Genomic DNA, 16,200 nt, shown 5'->3' on the forward strand with positions numbered 1-16,200 from the left:
TCAAGCGCCGGCTTGACCGTCACATGATGCTGATCGTCGGGCTGCTGGTGAGCGTGCCGGTGATCGTGCAGGCGTTGGGCGAGCCCGGGATCGTTTCGAAGGACAAGGTCACGCCCGACGGAAGAGGAGAGACGCTCCAGGTCATGTAGGACAGCGAGCCCGAACAGGACCCTGCGATGGTGTTGGCCGATATGCCTGAGATCGAGACTAGCGAGGGCGTGCTCGGGATCGCAAACCAGGGAAAGCCGTTGGGATTGACCAGCCATCCGCATTGCCAGTCGCCGCCGGTGAATGAGCCGCTGGTTATGTCGGCCCAGGCTCCGCCTGGCGCGATCAGGCCATCCAGCTGGACCGCGCAACGGATGGTGGTCGTCTGCTGCAGGGTCAGCGTGCCGGTCATTCTGAACGATATGGGCAGCGAAAAACTGTTCGGGACGAACTTGGCGGCTTTGGCGGCGTCGGCGCTTGCGCCGATCGCCAGGATCGCGCCCGCCGCGACGGCTAGATGTCTGAACATGGGCTTTCTCCCGGGTGGAAACGGGATCTTCGGGTCGTGAGGGGCGAAGCGTCGTTTCCTTTTCCGCCGCGCCTTCAAGGGGAGCACTCGTCGTCAGAAGACGTTGAGCGGTCGGCCCGTGATGAGAGCCCCGTCGATCCAGCAGGCCGCGGGGGCGCCGGGGATAGACACGTAGGTGAGGTCCACGACGCCGTTCTGTACTTGCAGGTTCAGGCTCCCCGAGCACGAGCCGACGATACTGGTCGCCGAGACCCCATAGACGCTGACGTGCGAGCTGTAGGTCGGCGTGACGGTCCAGGGAAAGCCCGTTGGGAACACCAGCCACCCGCATTGCCAGCTGCCCGAACTGAACGAACCGCCCGTGATCGCGGCCGATGCTCCGCCGGGCGCGATGTCCAGGTACATGGTGGCGTTGCAAGTTACGGATGTCGTCTGGCTGAGAGCCAAGTTGCCCGTCAGCGTAATGTAGGTGTGTGCCGTCGGGCTGTTGGGATAGATCGTCTGGGCCGACGCGGCGCCGGTCGTGGCGAGCACCATGGCCGACAGGGCGAAAATCCATTTCCACATGGCGGTCTCCTTTTCAGGGCGCGATGGCGAACGGGTCAGTAGATCGACAGGGACGGCGCGGTGTTCAGCGTGCCGCTGATCTGGCACGGATTGGGCGAGCCTGGGACGACGACGGCGTTGAAGACGATCGTGCCCGGATTGACCCATTGAACGGTGGTCGCGCCGGAGCAGTTGATGGCGCCGCCCGCGACGCTGAACGGCGTGAAGGTGACCGCCGTGGTGGTGGTCGGCGTCAGGGTCCACGGAAAGCCGGCCGGATAGGCCCCTATGCCGCACAACCAGCTGCCCGGGGTGAACGAGCCGCCGGTGATGGTGATGCTGGAGCCGCCCGGGTTCACGACGCCGGTCAGGCTCACCGAGCAGCTGATCGACGGGGGACCGATGGTCAGCGTGCCCCCGAAGGCGACCGGGGTGGTGCTGGTGGGGCTGTTGGGCGTGAAGGTGGCGGCCGATACGGGGCCGGCCAGGGCGGCGATCGCGAGACTTGCCGCGAGACTGGCTGCGAGATTGGCCGCGGCTGCGAGTGAAACGCTCTTCGACATGATGTCTTCTCCCGAATGACCTGTCGTGGGAGCGGATCGTCGCTCCCCTGGAGCAAGAAACGCCGGGAGCCCGAAGGCCCCCGGCGAGTCGAGGGACGAGGGTTCGTCCTGGGGGATCAGGAAACGGTCAGCGTGACGTTGCTGGTCAGGGTGCCGCTGATCGTGCAGGCGCTCGGCGAGCCCGGGATCGAGGCGCTCGAGAAGGTCACGCTGCTCGGCGGACCGTTGGTCCACGGGGCGGCGGTGATGGTGCCCGAGCAGCTGCCGGCGATCGAGGTGGCGGCGATGCCGGCCACGGTCACGGTGGGGCCCGCGCCCGGGGTGACGGTCCACGGGAAGCCCGACGGAACGACCAGCCAGCCGCACTGCCAGGAGCCCGGAGCGAACGAACCGCCGGTGATGGTGGCGGCGGTGCCGGTCGAGTTCACCGTGCCCGTCAGGGTGACGGCGCAGGTGACGTTGGTCGTCTGGCTGAGGCTCAGGTTGCCGGTGAGGGTGAAGCTGGCGCCGGCCGGGGCGATGGTCGCGGCCGAGGCGGAGCTGGCGCCGGCCAGGCCGGCGAAGCCCAGGGCGGCGGCGGCGAGAACAGAAGCGGTCTTCAACATGACGTCTTCCTCCGATGTTTTTTGTTACAACCGCGCATTGGGGCGGCGGGGTGATGCAACTGCGAAACGAGAAGGGAGTCAAACAAAATAATGCAGTATTTTCAATGACTTATATCGAGAGTCGCGCCAGCGCCCGGCGTCCTTTCCCAAGGGCGTCGGGCGAAAAAATCGCCGCCCCGAACGTGGGGCGGCGAGTCACCGAGAGGGCCTAGAAGCGCTTGGACACGCTGACCGCGATGAGCCTTGGATCGAGGGTGAAGACGTTGGCCGTCAGGCCGGTGTCGTCGCTGTTGGTGAAGCTGTCGGTGATGGGGGTCTTGTCGAACAGGTTCTTGACGTAGGCCTGGAAGACGAGCCCGTCGGAGGGCTTCTCCAGCGTCACCGAGATGTTCACGTTGTCCCACGACTTCAGCCGGTCGTATTCGGTGTTGTAGACGCGGGCGTAGCTGCTGCCCTGGTAGTAGTAGTCGCCGCGCAGCGTCAGGGCCCAGTCGTCCTTGTGGAAGGTGTACTGGGCGCCGATGTTGGCGGTCCAGTTCGGGGCGTTGGGCAGTTCGTTGCCGCTGAGATCGGCCTCGAAGCCGCGACCGCCGTTGGGGGCCTCGGTCAGAGGGTCGTAGGTGAAGCCGTACAGCCGCCAGAACGGCAGCGTCGAGGTGAAGTTCGGGTTGAACGTCCCCGTCCGCAGCGAGCCGCCGCAGAGGGCCTGCAGGGCCAGGGTCGTCAGCTCCACCGGGAACGGCCGGGACAGGACGGTCTCGACGTACTTGGTCGGCGCCACGCAGTTGGACGGCACCTGCAGCCAGGGCCGCAGCACCATCCAGTCGGCGTTGCCCTGGGTGCGGTTCATGACGTCGATGGAGCCCTCGCCGTCGGCGATCCGCGTGTTCAGATAGCCGAGGTTGGCGTCCAGCCGGAAGTCGCGGGTGGGCCGGAACACGGTCTCCAGCTCCACGCCCCAGGTGCGGGCGTCGAAGTTCTCGTTCAGCGAGATGCGGTCGACGATCTGCGACACCTGGTAGTCTTTGTAGTCGTAGTAGAAGGCCGTGGCGTTGAAGCGGACCATGCCGCCGGCCAGGGTGTTCTTGGTGCCGATCTCGAAGGCGTTGACGTATTCGGGATCGAAGGTCTCGGCCAGCGGCTGGTACTGGATCACCGTCGGGTTGATGTCGACCCGCGGCGGGTTGGCGCCGCCGCCCTTGTAGCCGCGTGAATAGGACGCGTAGATCAGGGTGTCGTCGGTGAAGCTGAAGTCCGGCTTCCAGTCGACCACCAGGCGGCCGGTGAGCGCGTCCCACTGCTGGTCGATGTCCGGCAGCGCCGGATAGCCGCGGCTGACATAGCCGCCCGACGACGTGCCTGGCGTGCCCCTGTCGGCGCCCAGCAGCAGTTGGCTGGGATAGGGCGTGCTGACCTTGCGGTCGTCGGTGTAGCGCAGGCCCGCGGTCAGCCGCCAGGTGGGCGAGAGATCGTAATAGGCCTCGCCGAACACGCCCCACGAGCGGGTGTGGATGGCGTTCTTGCTGCGGAAGTAGTTGTGGCCGTCGCCCGCCAGGTTATCCAGCGACGAATAGTCGACATAGACGCATTCCTTGGCCGTCGTCGGCGTACAGGGCGCGGTCTGGCGGCCCTGGTTGCTCGGCAAGGTGATGTCGACGTTGTAGTAGTACTCGGCCAGGAACGTGAAAACGTTGTTGAACACGAAGTAGTCGTCGGCCGACTTGAAGTCGATGTAGTTGGCGCCGAGGCTGAAGTTGAACGGCCCGTCGAAGGCCGACTGCAGGCGCAGTTCCTGGGTCCACTGGCGATTGTCGGAACGGCTGAGGTCGGCCGAGACCATGCGGTTCGACGTGCCCAGCTGCGGGTCGGTGTAGTAGCCGCCCGACAGGAACGACTTGCCCACGATCGGCTGGCCCAGCACGTCCCGCAGCCCGTCGGTGCTGCTGAAGATCGGGTTGGAGACGAAGCGGTTGTAGTCCTGGCTCGAGTAGTAGTCGTCCTTGGCGTAGGCCGTCTGCGAGATCAGCTTCAGCTTGTCGGTCAGGTCGAACTCGACGTTGAACTGGAAGACGTCGTTCTTCACGCGGAAGACCGGGTCGTAGCTGGTGGCGATCTCGCGCAGGTCCTTCGACTGCGTCAGGCCGGCATACGGATCGGTGCCCAGCGGCACGGCGAACACCGTCTGGTTGGACGCGTTCTGCCCCAGCGACACCGAGGCCAGGAAGATGTGCGCGAAGGCGCCGCCATTGGGCACGCCATAGGCCGCGTCATCGTACAACGAGCCCGGCAGGCAGCCCTGGCTCAGGCGGTTGCGGAGCAGCGACGAGGTGATCGTCACGGCCCCGACCTTGGTCGGCCCCGGATCGGTGGTGCAGAGCTGCTTGCCCGTCCGCGAGCGGTTGTCGTCTTCCTCGAAGTGCTCCCAGATCGCGTTGGTGCGCAGGCGGCTGGTCGGTTGCCAGGCCGCCGACAGGCGAGTGGACCACAGGTCGCGGTCGTTCACCTTGGTGTCGTTGAAGCTGTTGTAGTCGAAGCCGTCGCGCTTGGTGGCCGAGCCGGCCAGGCGCAGGGCGAAGGTCTCGCCGATAGGCACGTTGATCAGGGCCTGCATCCGCCGGCTGTCGTAGTTGCCGACCTCGCCCTTGATGGAGCCTTCGAATTCCCGGCCCGGCAGGTTCGGGATCATGTTGACGACGCCGCCCGTGGCGTTGCGGCCGTAGAGCGTGCCCTGCGGCCCGCGCAGCACCTCGACCCGCGCCACGTCCAGGTATTCCTGCTCGAACAGCCGGTTGCGGATCAGCGGCGTGGAGTTGAAGCTGACGGCCACGGCGGGATCGCTGCTGGCCGAGATCGCCTTGGTCCCGACCCCGCGGATCGAGAAGTTGTACATGCTGAAGTTCGCCTTCGAGAACGAGACGTTCGGCACGGCGCGCATCAGTTCGGAGCCGCCTTCGATCTTGCGTTCGTTGAGCGCTTCAGAAGACAGGGCCGTTACGGCGATCGGCACCTGCTGGATGGATTCCTCGCGCTTCTGCGCGGTGACGACGATGTCTTCGACTTGGGTCGTCGCTTCCTGCGCCAAAGCCGGCCCCGCCGCCACGGCGAGCGCCATGGCGGATGCGGTGACGGCCAGACGCGCGCGCACGCAGGCTTTTGCAGCCATGCCCTATCCTCCCCTGCCCCGGCCAGCTCTGCGTCTGGCCCGGTGAACGTTTCCCCCGCCCCTCATCAATCTCCGCGCGGCATGGCGGCTCCGCCCCACGGTTGGGTTGTACGATCTACCTATTCACTAGCATGTCAATACATTACTTACATCGATGTTCAGTTACGCTGCGGCAGTCTGGCGGCGCGCCTTTTGGGGCAAGGCGTCGCGTGTCGAAGACCGCTCTCCACGGCCCTCCGGGGGCGGACGATCGGGCCTTTTCCTGACCTCGAATTAATATTTACATCACTGTAAAAATAGCCAAGGTTCAGCGCCGATCGGGAGGGCGAAACATGGATGCCGACGTCATCGTCGTGGGGGGCGGACTGGCCGGGCTGGTGGCCGCCGACGAGCTGGTCCGGGCCGGCAAGCGGGTCGCCCTGCTCGACCAGGAGAACCCCGCCAACCTGGGCGGCCAGGCCTTCTGGTCGTTCGGCGGGCTGTTCCTCGTCAATTCGCCCGAGCAGCGACGCATGGGCATCCGCGACAGCCTCGATCTGGCCTGGCGCGACTGGACCGGCAGCGCCGGCTGGGACCGGCTGGACGGCCCCCTCCCCGAGGACGAATGGGCGATCCGCTGGGGCCGGGCCTATGTCGAGTTCGCCGCCGGCGAGAAGCGCCACTGGCTGCGTCGCCACGGGATCAGCCTGACGCCGATGGTCGGCTGGGCCGAGCGCGGGGCCGGCCAGGCCCGGGGCCACGGCAACTCGGTTCCCCGCTTCCACGTCGCCTGGGGCACCGGCACCGGCGTCTCCGAACCCTTCGCCGACAGCGCCCGCCGCGCCGCGTCCGAAGGAAAGCTCAGCTTCCATCACCGCCATCGGGTCGATCACCTGGTCGTCGAGGGCGGCCGGGTCACGGGCGTCTCCGGCGCGGTGCTGGCGCCCGACGACGCCCCGCGCGGCGCGGTGTCCAATCGCGACGTGGTCGGCGACTTCACGCTGAAGGCCCAGGCCGTGGTGCTGGCCACCGGCGGCATCGGCGGCAATCACGATCTGGTCCGCCGCTACTGGCCCGAGCGCCTGGGAACCGCGCCGGCCAGCATGATCACCGGCGTGCCGGCCTATGTGGACGGCCGCATGCTCGACATCGCCGGCGACGCCGGGGCCCGCCTCGTGAACCGCGACCGCATGTGGCACTACGTAGAAGGCGTGCGGAACTGGGCGCCGATCTGGCCCAGCCACGCCATCCGCATCCTGCCCGGCCCCTCGTCGATGTGGTTCGACGCCCTGGGCCGGCGCCTGCCCTTCCCCGCCCTGCCCGGCTACGACACCATCGCCACCCTGCGCCACCTGCGCACGACGCCGGACCTGGCTCAGCACGACCACAGCTGGTTCATCGTCACCCAGAAGATCCTCGAGAAGGAGTTCGCCCTATCCGGCTCCGAGCAGAACGGCGACATCACCAACCGCCGGCGGCTTGCTCTCCTGAAGTCGCGCCTGGGCAAGGGCGCGCCGCCCGAGGTCGACGCCTTCAAGCGCAACGGCGCCGACTTCGTGGTCGCTGAGCGGCTGGAGGATCTGGTCGCCAAGATGAATGGGCTTACCGAGACGCCGCTGCTCGACGCCGCCCTGATCCGTCGCCAGATCGAGGACCGCGACGCCCAGATCGCCAATCCCTTCGCCAAGGACCTGCAGGTGATGGGCATCCACAACAGTCGCCGGTCGTTGGGCGACCGCCTGGCCCGCACGGCCGCGCCGCACCGGATCCTCGATCCCGCCGCCGGGCCGCTGATCGGGGTCAAGCTGCACGTCCTGACCCGCAAGTCGCTGGGCGGCCTGCAGACCGACCTCTCAAGCCGCGTGCTCGCCCCCGACGGCCAGGTGCTGGAGGGACTCTACGCGGCCGGCGAGGCGGCCGGTTTCGGCGGCGGCGGCCTGCACGGCTACAACGCCCTGGAGGGCACCTTCCTCGGCGGCTGCATTTTCTCCGGACGGGCGGCGGGCCTGGCCCTGGCCGGCGCGGTCTGAGCCGTGGAGGGCCTGGCCTCGCCCCTTATCACCACCGGCCTGCCGGCGGCGCTGGGGATCATCATGTTCGGTCTGGGCCTCGATCTCACCCCGGCCGACTTCACCCGCGTCGCCCGCAAGCCGCGCGCCGCCCTGGTCGCCCTGGCCTGCCAGGTGCTGATCCTGCCGCTCGTCGCCTTCGCCCTGGCGATGCTGTTCGACCTGCCGCCGGCCATGGCGGTCGGTCTGATGCTGTTGGCGGCTTCGCCGGGCGGCACAGCGGCCAATCTCTACAGCCACCTCTTTCGCGGGGACGTGGCGCTGAACGTCAGCCTGACGGCGATCAACTCGGTGCTGGCCGTCGTCACCCTGCCGCTGGTCGTCAACCTGGCCATCGCCGGGTTCGAGCCCGGTGACGGGCGGGTCGGCCTGCGGCTGGACAAGACGGTCGAGGTGTTCCTGGTGGTGCTGGTTCCCGTCGCGCTGGGCATGCTGACCCGACGCCTGAAGCCGCGCTTCGCCCGGGCCATGGACAAGCCGGTGCGCATCGCCTCCAGCCTGTTCCTGGCCGTGCTGGTCATCGGCGCCGTCGCCTCGAACCTGGCCGAACTGCGCGACGAGATCCTGGCCCTGGCCGGCGTCACCTTCGTCTTCTGCCTGGCCAGCCTGACCCTCGGCTTCGTCGTGCCGCGCCTGCTGCGCGTGCCCCGCGACCAGGCGATCGCCAGCGCCTTCGAGGTGGGGCTGCACAACGCCGCCCTGGCCATCGTCATCGCCCAGTCGGTGCTGCAACGCCCCGAGGTGAGCCTGCCGGCCGCCGTCTACGGCGTGGCGGCCTTCCCGCTGGCGGCGCTGTTCGGGGTGGTGGTGACGCGAATGGCCGGCGCCGTGCGTGATCCTCGTCCTTCGACGAGCTCAGGATGAGGATCATTTCAGGCGCGGCGGCTCAGTAGGACCTCACCCTGAGCCTGTCGAAGCATGCCCTTGGGCGGGCCGCGAGGCGCGGCCCGAGGGGGCGAGGTTCGCCAGGAGCCCTACCGCAACTCCCGCCGCAGCACCTTGCCCACCGCCGTCTTCGGCAGGGGCTCGGACCGGAACTCGACGATGCGCGGCACCTTGTAGCCCGTCAGCCGCTCGCGGCAGTGGGCGATCACCGCCTCGGCCGTCAGCTCGGCCGAGCGCGGCACGACCACCACCTTGATCCGCTCGCCCTGCACCGGGTCGGGCACGCCGACGGCGGCGACCTCGTCGACCAGCGGGTGGGCGGCGACCACGTCCTCGATCTCGCTGGGATAGACGTTGAAGCCCGAGACCAGGATCATCTCCTTCAGCCGGTCCAGCAGCCGCACGCGGCCGTCGGCCTGCATCACGGCGACGTCGCCCGTCGAGAGCCAGCCGTCGGCCGACAGCACCCGCGCCGTCTCGCCTGGATGGTTCCAGTAGCCCTTCATCACCTGCGGTCCGCGCACGCACAGCTCGCCCGGCTCATCGACGCCGCACCAGGTGCCGTCCTCGCGCCGCATGCGCACCTCGGTCGAGGGCACCGGCAGACCCACCGTACCGTCGAAGGCCATGGTCTGCGGCCGCTCCAGATCGACATAGCCGACGCAGACGATCGGCGAGCACTCGGTCAGGCCGTAGCCCTCGATCACCGGGCAGCCGGTGACCAGCTCCCACTCCTCGGCCACGGCCCGCTGGGTGGCCATGCCGCCAGCGATGGTCAGGCTGAGTTCCGAGAAGTCACGCCCACGGAAGGCGTCGTTCTTCAGCAGGCTGGCGAACAGGGTGTTCAGCCCCGCCAGCCCCGCGAACCGCTCCTTGCGCAGCACCCACTCCACCCGTTTGGCGTCGCGCGGATTGGCGATCAGGATGTTGCGCCCGCCCACCCCGACGAACATCAGCAGGTTCGCGGTCAGCGAGAACACATGGTAGAGCGGCAGCATGGTCACGTTGCCCACCGCCTGGTCGGGCGGGATCTGGGTCATGATCCAGGCGCGGCCTTGCAACACGTTGGCCAGGATGTTGCGGTGGGTCAGCATGGCCCCCTTGGCCACCCCCGTGGTGCCGCCGGTATATTGCAGGAAGGCCAGGTCCTCGGGCCGCACGTCTACTGGCGTGAATGTCCGCCGCCGCGCCCGCCGCATCATCGCCGGCCAGCGCAGGGCGCCGGGCAGTCGCCACTTCGGGACCAGCTTCTCCACATGGCCCATCAGGACGTTGATCGCCGCCCCCTTGGCGAGCCCCATCATGTCGCCCATCGAGGTCACCACGACATGGCGCAGCGCCGTGCCCTCGATCGCCTGCTCCAGCGTGTGGGCGAACATGTCCATGACCACGATGGCGACCGCGCCGCTGTCCTCCAGCTGGTGGCGCAGCTCGCGCGGCGTGTAGAGCGGGTTGACGTTCACCACCACGGCGCCGGCGATCAGCGTGCCGAACAGGGCGATCGGATATTGCAGGCAGTTGGGCATCATCAGCGCCACCCGCTCGCCCTGGCGCACGCCCGCCGATTGCAGCCAGGCGGCGAAGGCCCGCGCGTCCTTCAGGGCGCGACCATAGTCCACGCCCGAACCCATGCTGACGAAGCCGGTGCGTTGCGCGAAACGCGCCGCGTCGTGCTCGAACAGCTGGCCGACCGACCGCCACAGGGCCAGTTCGTCGTCGATCGTCGCCGGCACGTCGGGGCGATAGGCGCGGGTCCAGAAGCGCTCGGCCCACAGCTGCTCGGCGTCGGCCCCGTCGACGCCCTCGATCATCGGCGCGCCGGTCATTTCTCCAGCACCGCCACGACGCCCTGGCCGCCGGCGGCGCATATCGAGATCAGACCCCGGCCGCTTCCCTTGCGGTCCAGCATGGTCGCCAGATGCGCCAGGATCCGGCCGCCGGTGGCGGCGAACGGGTGGCCGGCGGCCAGCGAACTGCCGTGCACGTTCAGCTTCTCGCGGTCGATGGCGCCCGGTGCGCGCTCCAGCCCCAGCCGCATGCGTGCGTAGTCGTCGTCCTCCCAGGCCTTAAGGGTGCACAGCACCTGGGCGGCGAAGGCCTCGTGGATCTCGTAGTAGTCGAAGTCCTGCAAGGAGAGGCCCAGCTTCTCCAGCATGCGCGGCACGGCGTAGGCCGGGGCCATCAGCAGGCCCTCGTCGCCGCCCACGAAGTCCACCGCCGCCGTTTCGCCGGCCCGCAGGTAGGCCAGCACCGGCAGGCCCCGCGCCCTGGCCCAGTCCTCGCTGGCCAGTAGCACCACCGAGGCGCCGTCGGTCAGGGGCGTGGAATTGGCCGCCGTCAGCGTGCCGTGCTCGCGGTCGAACACCGGCTTCATCGTCGCCAGCTTGGCCGGGTCGATGTCGGGCCGCAGGTTGTTATCGCGCTTCAGGCCCCGGAACGGGGTGACGAGGTCGTCGAACAGGCCGTCGTCATAGGCCTTGGCCATCCGGCGATGGCTGCGGATCGCAAGGGCGTCCTGCTCCTCGCGGGCGACGCCCCACCGCTTGGCCATCAGCTCGCAGCTCTCGCCCATGGAGAGGCCGGTGCGCGGCTCGGCGTTGCGTGGCGGCTCGGGGCGGAACGGCGCGGTCAGGCCCGCTCCCGCCAGCGCCTTGACCTTGGCCCCCGTCGTCTTCTGGCGATTGGCCGACAGCAGCGCCTTGCGGAAGTCCTCGTTGAGGGCGATCGGCGCGTCCGAGGTCGTATCGACCCCGCCGGCGATGCCGACGTCGATCTGGCCGAGCGCGATCTTATTGGCCACCAGGATCGCCGCTTCCAGCCCGGTGCCGCAGGCCTGCTGCACGTCGTAGGCGGGGGTGTCGTGACCGATGGTGGTCGAGAGCAAGCTCTCGCGGGTAAGGGCGATGTCGCGCGAGTGCTTGAGCACCGCGCCGGCCGCAACCTCGCCCAGGCGCAGGCCGTGCAGGTCGAAGCGGTCGGCCAGGCCCTGGAGGGCGGCGGTCAGCATGTCCTGGTTGGAGGCCTCGGCATAGGCGGTGTTGGAGCGCGCGAAGGGAATGCGGCGGCCGCCGATCACGGCGACGCGCCGGGGCGCGGGCAAGGTCAGCATGGGGAAGGATCCTGTGGTTGGGGCGCGCTTCTCAGGTGCCCGCGCAGATGGGTGCGGCCGCCCGAGGCGTCCGTGAGTTCGAAGGCGCCGGCGGACCCGCTCGACAGCCGGGTCTCGCCGGGCAGCAGCAGGGGCGCGCGGAAGGCCGTCTCGACCTCGATCGCCTCGACCGCCCGGCCTCGGGTCAGGGCCGCAACGGCCCGGGCCTTGGCCCACATGCCGTGGGCGATCGGACGCGGAAAGCCGAACAGCCGCGCGCCCAGCGGCGAGGTGTGGATCGGGTTGGCGTCGCCCGACACCCCGGCGTAGCGCCGGCCGATGTCGGCGGGGACCTGCCAGGTCTCGACCGGCGCCCTCGCCTCGCCCGCATCGAGCGTCGGAGCCGGCTCGCCGCGACCGGGCTTGCCCAGGCGCAGATAGACGCTCGTTCCTTCCCACACCGTCGCGCCGTCGCGCAGGACCCAGGTCTCCAGCGAGAAGGCCTGGCCCTTGTCGTGGGCCAGCAGGCGGCCGGTTCGCGCGCCGATCGTCAGGCTCTCGCCGATGCGCAGAGGCGCGCGCTGGCGGATGCGGTTGTGGATGTGCACCAGGCCCATCACCGGGAACGGAAATCCCGCCGCCAACATGATCCGCATCTGCAACGGGAAGGCCAGGATGTGGGCGAAGGTCGGTGGCACACCCGCTTCGGGCGCGAAGCCACAGACCTCGGCATAGGCTCTTACCGCCTCGGCGCGCACCCAGACCTGATCGGCGTGCAGGCTGACGGACGGCAGGTCGCTGACCGTTCCGGCGCGCAGCAGCCCTCGCGCCGCGCCCCAGGCCAGGCCCAGGGGCGACACCGGCTCGGCGTTGGACATGGTCTAGGCCCCCAGCAGGCTCTGGCCGCAGACGCGAACCACCTGGCCGTTGACGCCGCCGCTGGCCGGGTGGGCCAGCCAGGCGATGGTCTCGGCCACGTCGACCGGACTGCCGCCCTGCCCCATGCTGTTCATCCGCCGCCCGGCCTCTCTGATCGCGAACGGGATGGCGGCGGTCATGCGGGTCTCGATGAAGCCCGGCGCCACCGCGTTGACGGTGATGCCGTGGTCCAGCCCGTCGCGCGCCATGCGGCCGACCGCGCCGATCCAGCCGGCCTTCGACAGGGCATAGTTGGTCTGGCCCATGTTGCCGGCCACGCCGCTCAGCGACGAGACCGCCACGATCCGGCCGTTGCGGCGCACCGCGCCGGCCTCCAGCAGCACGCGGGTCAGGGCCAGGGGCGCGCCGAGATTGACGGCCATGACGCTGTTCCACTCGCGCTCGTCCATGCGGCCCAGGGTGCGGTCGCGGGTGATGCCGGCGTTGTGCACCACCACGTCGAACCCTCCCCTCGCCCGCGCCGTCTTCAGCAGCACGCCGGCCGCCTCCGGCGCGGTGATGTCCAGCGCCAGCGGATCGACGCCCAGCTCGGTAGCCAGGCCGCGCAGGTCGTCCTGGGCGCTGGGCACGTCCAGGGCCGTGACCTTGGCGCCCTCGGCGACGAACAGTCGGACGATCGCCTCGCCTATCCCTCGGGCGGCCCCCGTGACCAGCACCTGGCGGCCGGCGTGGCCGACGGCGGGATCCGCCGCCACGGCGGCGGCGCCCACCCGGATCACCTGGCCCGACACATAGGCCGAGCGCGGCGACAGCAGGAACGCCAGGGTGCTCTGCGCCTGATCCTCGCGGCCCGGCGTCACGTAGAGCAGCTGCACGGCGATGCTGCGCCGCGCCTCCTTGGCCAGCGACCGCACGAAGCCCTCCAGCCCGCGCTGGATCGCCTCGCCCTCGGCGGTCTTGGCCGTCTCGGGCGGAACGCCGACCACGACGATGCGGCCATGCTCGGCCACCGAGCGGATCGCCTGGTGGAAGAACCGGTACAGCCCCTGCGTCGCGGCGACATCCAGGCAGGCCGAGGCGTCGAACACCAGGCCGCCATAGCGCACGTCCGGCGTCCAGGCCTGATGGATCTCGACGCCCGAGGCCGCCGACAACCGCTCCAGCACCGGCCCCATGCGTCCGTCCGCCGTCGGCGGGCCCAGCAGCAACGGCAGAGTCGGCGGCGCCTCCCCTTCGCCTCGTCGCAGCAGCGGCGCGGGCTTGGGCAGGCCCAGGGCCTCGACCACCCAGCCGCCTAGGCCGCTGCTGGCGAATTCCAGATAGCGGTCGGGCATCAGGCCACCCCTTCCTTCTTGGCGCGCGCCGCGCCCTTGATCCCGTTGCGGCGGGCCAGGCCCTCGCCCAGGCCGAAGTCCTGCGGGAAGTCGTCGACCTGGATGGCCTGGTCGGCGAGGTGGGCGAAGCGGCCGATCAGGTCGCGCTCGGCGGCGTCGATCAGGCCCTTGGCCTCGGCGTCCGCCGCCCAGGCGTCCATCAGGGTCAGGTTCTGCGGCGCGCGGGCGATCGTCCCGGCCGTGATGGCGGGCTTGAGGCGACGCTCGATGGCTTCCACCTGCGGATGGAGATCGAAGGCCACCGCCGTGGCGGCGATCGGATCGACCTCGATGCGCGGCGTCCACGATCCGGCCAGCAGGCGATCGCGCGCCGGACCATGGCGCTGTATCAGGCCCGCGACGGCGGAGGCGACATCGTCATTGGGTCCGCGCGTCAGGCCCGACAGGCCAGCCCCAACCAGGCCCAGCAGCCCGGCGACGACGCGACTGGGATGGTTGGCCAGCAGCGCCGTCCAGGCGATCGCCGCCCGCGCCAGGGCGTCCTGCGCCGCCCAGTGGACGAACGGCAGGTCCTCGGCCGGCCGCCCCTCGTCCTCGAAGCGCTTGAGCACGCTCGACAGGATGAACAGCTGCGACAGCAGGTCCCCCAGCCGCCCGGTCAGCGCGCCCTTGCGCTTCAGCGCGCCGCCCACCGTGGCCATCGACAGGTCCGAAGCCAGGGCCAGCAGGGTCGAGAACCGGGTCGCGGCGCGGTAGTAGCGGGCCAACTGCGGCGCAGCGCCGGCCGGGGCCGCGATCAGCGCGCCGCCGGTCAGGGCGAAGGCGGCCGAGCGGGCGAGGTTCCGGAACAGGAAGCCGGCATAGCCGAACAGCGCCGCGTCGAAGGCCTTGAGGTCTGCGGCTTGCGTCGTCCGCATCAGCGTCAAGACGTAGGGATGGCAGCGGATCGCGCCCTGGCCGTAGATGATCAGGGTGCGGGTCATGATGTTGGCCCCCTCGACCGTGATGGCGATGGGGATCTGCTGGTAGGCGCGGGCCAGGAAGTTGCCGGGACCCATGCACACGCCCTTGCCGCCGACCACGTCCATCGCCTCGTTGACGACGATGCGGGCGCGCTCGGTGACGTGGTACTTGGCGATGGCCGAAACCACCGACGGCTTCTCGCCCTGGTCCAGGGCCGCGGCCGCCAGTTGTCGCACGCTGTCGGCGGCGTAGAGGTGGCCGGCCATGCGGGCCAGCGGCTCCTGCACGCCCTCGAACGCGCCGATCGGCATGTTGAACTGCCGGCGGATCGCCACATAGGCCCCGACCATGCCGACCGCGAGCTTGGACATGCCGACATTGGACGACGGCAGCGAGATCGCCCGCCCGGCCGCCAGGCACTCCATCAGCATCCGCCAGCCGTGGCCGACCTGGATCTGGCCGCCGATCACCATCTCCATCGGCACGAACACGTCGTCGCCGGTGATCGGGCCGTTCTGGAACACCGCGTTCAGCGGCCAGTGGCGGCGGCCGATATTGACGCCCGGATGCTCGCGCGGGATCAGCACGCAGGTGATGCCGGGCTCGGCGCCCAGGCCCAGCAGGCCGTCCGGATCGACGGCGCGGAAGGCCAGACCGATCACCGTCGCGATGGGGGCCAGGGTGATGTAGCGCTTGCGCCAGCTGATGCGGAAACCCAGGGTCTCGCGGCCCTGCCAGGTCCCCCGGCAAACCACGCCGGTGTCGGTGATCGAGGCGGCGTCCGAGCCGGCATAGGGGTTGGTCAGGGCGAAGCACGGGATCTCGTCGCCGCTCGCCAGCCTGGGCAGGTAGTGGTCCTTCTGAGCCTCCGTGCCGTAGTGCAGCAGCAGTTCGGCCGGACCCAGCGAGTTGGGCACCATCACCGACACGGCCGCCGCCGAGCAGCGGGTCGACAGTTTCTGCACCACCTGGCTGTGGGCGTAGGCCGAAAAGCCCAGGCCCCCGTAGCGCTTGGGGATGATCATCCCGAGGAAGCCCTTGTCGCGAGCGTAGGCCCAGGCGGCCGGCGGCAGGTCCTGCCAGACGGCGGTGCTTTCCCAGTCGTTGGACAGGTCGCACAGGTGCTCGGTCTCGACGTCGACGAAGCGCTGCTCCTCGGGGCTCAGCTTCGGCGCCGGGGTGGCCAGCAGCTTCTTCCAGTCGGGGCGCCCGGCGAACAGTTCGGCGTCCCACCAGACGTTGCCGGCCTCGACGGCGGCCTGCTCTGTGGGGCTCATCTTCGGCATGATCGCGCCGAAGGCCTTCATGGCCGGCGCCGACAGCACGGCGGCGCGCAGCGGCCTCAGGGCGAACAATGCGGTGAAGACCGCGACAACGGCCGCCGCCGCCAGGGCCGGCGTCGCGCCCACCAGGCCCAGGGCCCATCCCGCCGCGATCCAGGCCGCCAGGGCCGCGCCCCAGGCCAGGGCTCTGCCCTGCACGAAGGCCAGCAGGAACACCACAGGCGCAAGCGCGCCGATCCAGATCAGCATGGTCGCAATCCCCCGTCCGGCGTCCCTTTCGACGCCGGCTTCCTCGAAGCCATCGGATGAAAAGCGGCGGCCTGGGC

At 69.6% G+C, this 16,200-nt stretch carries 12 protein-coding genes; 2 read left to right on the forward strand and 10 right to left on the reverse strand.

Annotation, left to right across the window (positions count from 1 at the left end; genetic code table 11):
* Positions 1-19: 19 nt before the first annotated feature.
* The 5 genes from AC07NG_RS19360 to AC07NG_RS19380 all read right to left on the reverse strand — a co-directional run bounded on the left by AC07NG_RS19360 (position 20) and on the right by AC07NG_RS19380 (position 5,394).
* The gene (locus AC07NG_RS19360; protein ID WP_494595746.1) at positions 20-517 is read right to left on the reverse strand and encodes a PraA/PraB family alkane oxidation protein activator; all 498 of its coding nucleotides are present in this window, start codon (positions 515-517) and stop codon (positions 20-22) included.
* A 93-nt stretch (positions 518-610) separates the two neighbouring features.
* Positions 611-1,084: a PraA/PraB family alkane oxidation protein activator gene (locus tag AC07NG_RS19365; RefSeq protein ID WP_494595748.1), complete on the reverse strand. Its 474-nt coding sequence runs from the start codon at positions 1,082-1,084 to the stop codon at positions 611-613.
* 35 nt (positions 1,085-1,119) lie between these two features.
* On the reverse strand, positions 1,120-1,626 hold the full coding sequence (locus AC07NG_RS19370; RefSeq protein ID WP_494595749.1) for a PraA/PraB family alkane oxidation protein activator: 507 nt from the start codon (positions 1,624-1,626) through the stop codon (positions 1,120-1,122).
* Positions 1,627-1,742: 116 nt separating this feature from the next.
* Positions 1,743-2,231 carry a PraA/PraB family alkane oxidation protein activator gene (locus AC07NG_RS19375; RefSeq protein WP_492855379.1) on the reverse strand — a complete coding sequence of 163 codons (489 nt, stop codon included), beginning with the start codon at positions 2,229-2,231 and terminating at the stop codon, positions 1,743-1,745.
* Positions 2,232-2,439: 208 nt separating this feature from the next.
* The gene (locus AC07NG_RS19380) at positions 2,440-5,394 is read right to left on the reverse strand and encodes a TonB-dependent receptor (RefSeq protein WP_494595750.1); all 2,955 of its coding nucleotides are present in this window, start codon (positions 5,392-5,394) and stop codon (positions 2,440-2,442) included.
* A gap of 332 nt (positions 5,395-5,726) precedes the next feature.
* Between AC07NG_RS19380 and AC07NG_RS19385 the strand changes: the two genes are divergently transcribed.
* Positions 5,727-7,403 (forward strand): FAD-binding dehydrogenase, encoded by a 1,677-nt coding sequence (locus AC07NG_RS19385; RefSeq protein ID WP_494595751.1) that lies wholly within the window; start codon positions 5,727-5,729, stop codon positions 7,401-7,403.
* A 3-nt stretch (positions 7,404-7,406) separates the two neighbouring features.
* Positions 7,407-8,306: a bile acid:sodium symporter family protein gene (locus tag AC07NG_RS19390; RefSeq protein WP_494595752.1), complete on the forward strand. Its 900-nt coding sequence runs from the start codon at positions 7,407-7,409 to the stop codon at positions 8,304-8,306.
* Positions 8,307-8,416: 110 nt separating this feature from the next.
* Here AC07NG_RS19390 and AC07NG_RS19395 read toward each other — a convergent pair whose 3' ends face one another.
* From AC07NG_RS19395 to AC07NG_RS19415, 5 genes are read right to left on the reverse strand one after another with little or no spacing between them, the layout of a single operon-like run.
* On the reverse strand, positions 8,417-10,153 hold the full coding sequence (locus tag AC07NG_RS19395; RefSeq protein ID WP_494595754.1) for an AMP-binding protein: 1,737 nt from the start codon (positions 10,151-10,153) through the stop codon (positions 8,417-8,419).
* Positions 10,150-11,436 carry an acetyl-CoA C-acetyltransferase gene (locus AC07NG_RS19400; RefSeq protein ID WP_494595755.1) on the reverse strand — a complete coding sequence of 429 codons (1,287 nt, stop codon included), beginning with the start codon at positions 11,434-11,436 and terminating at the stop codon, positions 10,150-10,152. The genes AC07NG_RS19395 and AC07NG_RS19400 overlap by 4 nt, the downstream gene beginning before the upstream one ends.
* Positions 11,430-12,293: a MaoC family dehydratase gene (locus AC07NG_RS19405; protein WP_494595757.1), complete on the reverse strand. Its 864-nt coding sequence runs from the start codon at positions 12,291-12,293 to the stop codon at positions 11,430-11,432. Before AC07NG_RS19405 ends, AC07NG_RS19400 begins: the two co-directional genes overlap by 7 nt.
* A 3-nt stretch (positions 12,294-12,296) precedes the next feature.
* Positions 12,297-13,628, reverse strand: coding sequence for a 3-oxoacyl-ACP reductase (locus AC07NG_RS19410; protein ID WP_494595759.1), 1,332 nt, complete (start codon positions 13,626-13,628; stop codon positions 12,297-12,299).
* On the reverse strand, positions 13,628-16,123 hold the full coding sequence (locus AC07NG_RS19415; RefSeq protein ID WP_494595760.1) for an acyl-CoA dehydrogenase: 2,496 nt from the start codon (positions 16,121-16,123) through the stop codon (positions 13,628-13,630). Before AC07NG_RS19415 ends, AC07NG_RS19410 begins: the two co-directional genes overlap by 1 nt.
* Between the last annotated feature and the right edge of the window lie 77 nt (positions 16,124-16,200).

The organism is Caulobacter sp. GW821-FHT10C03 (genome assembly GCF_059415485.1).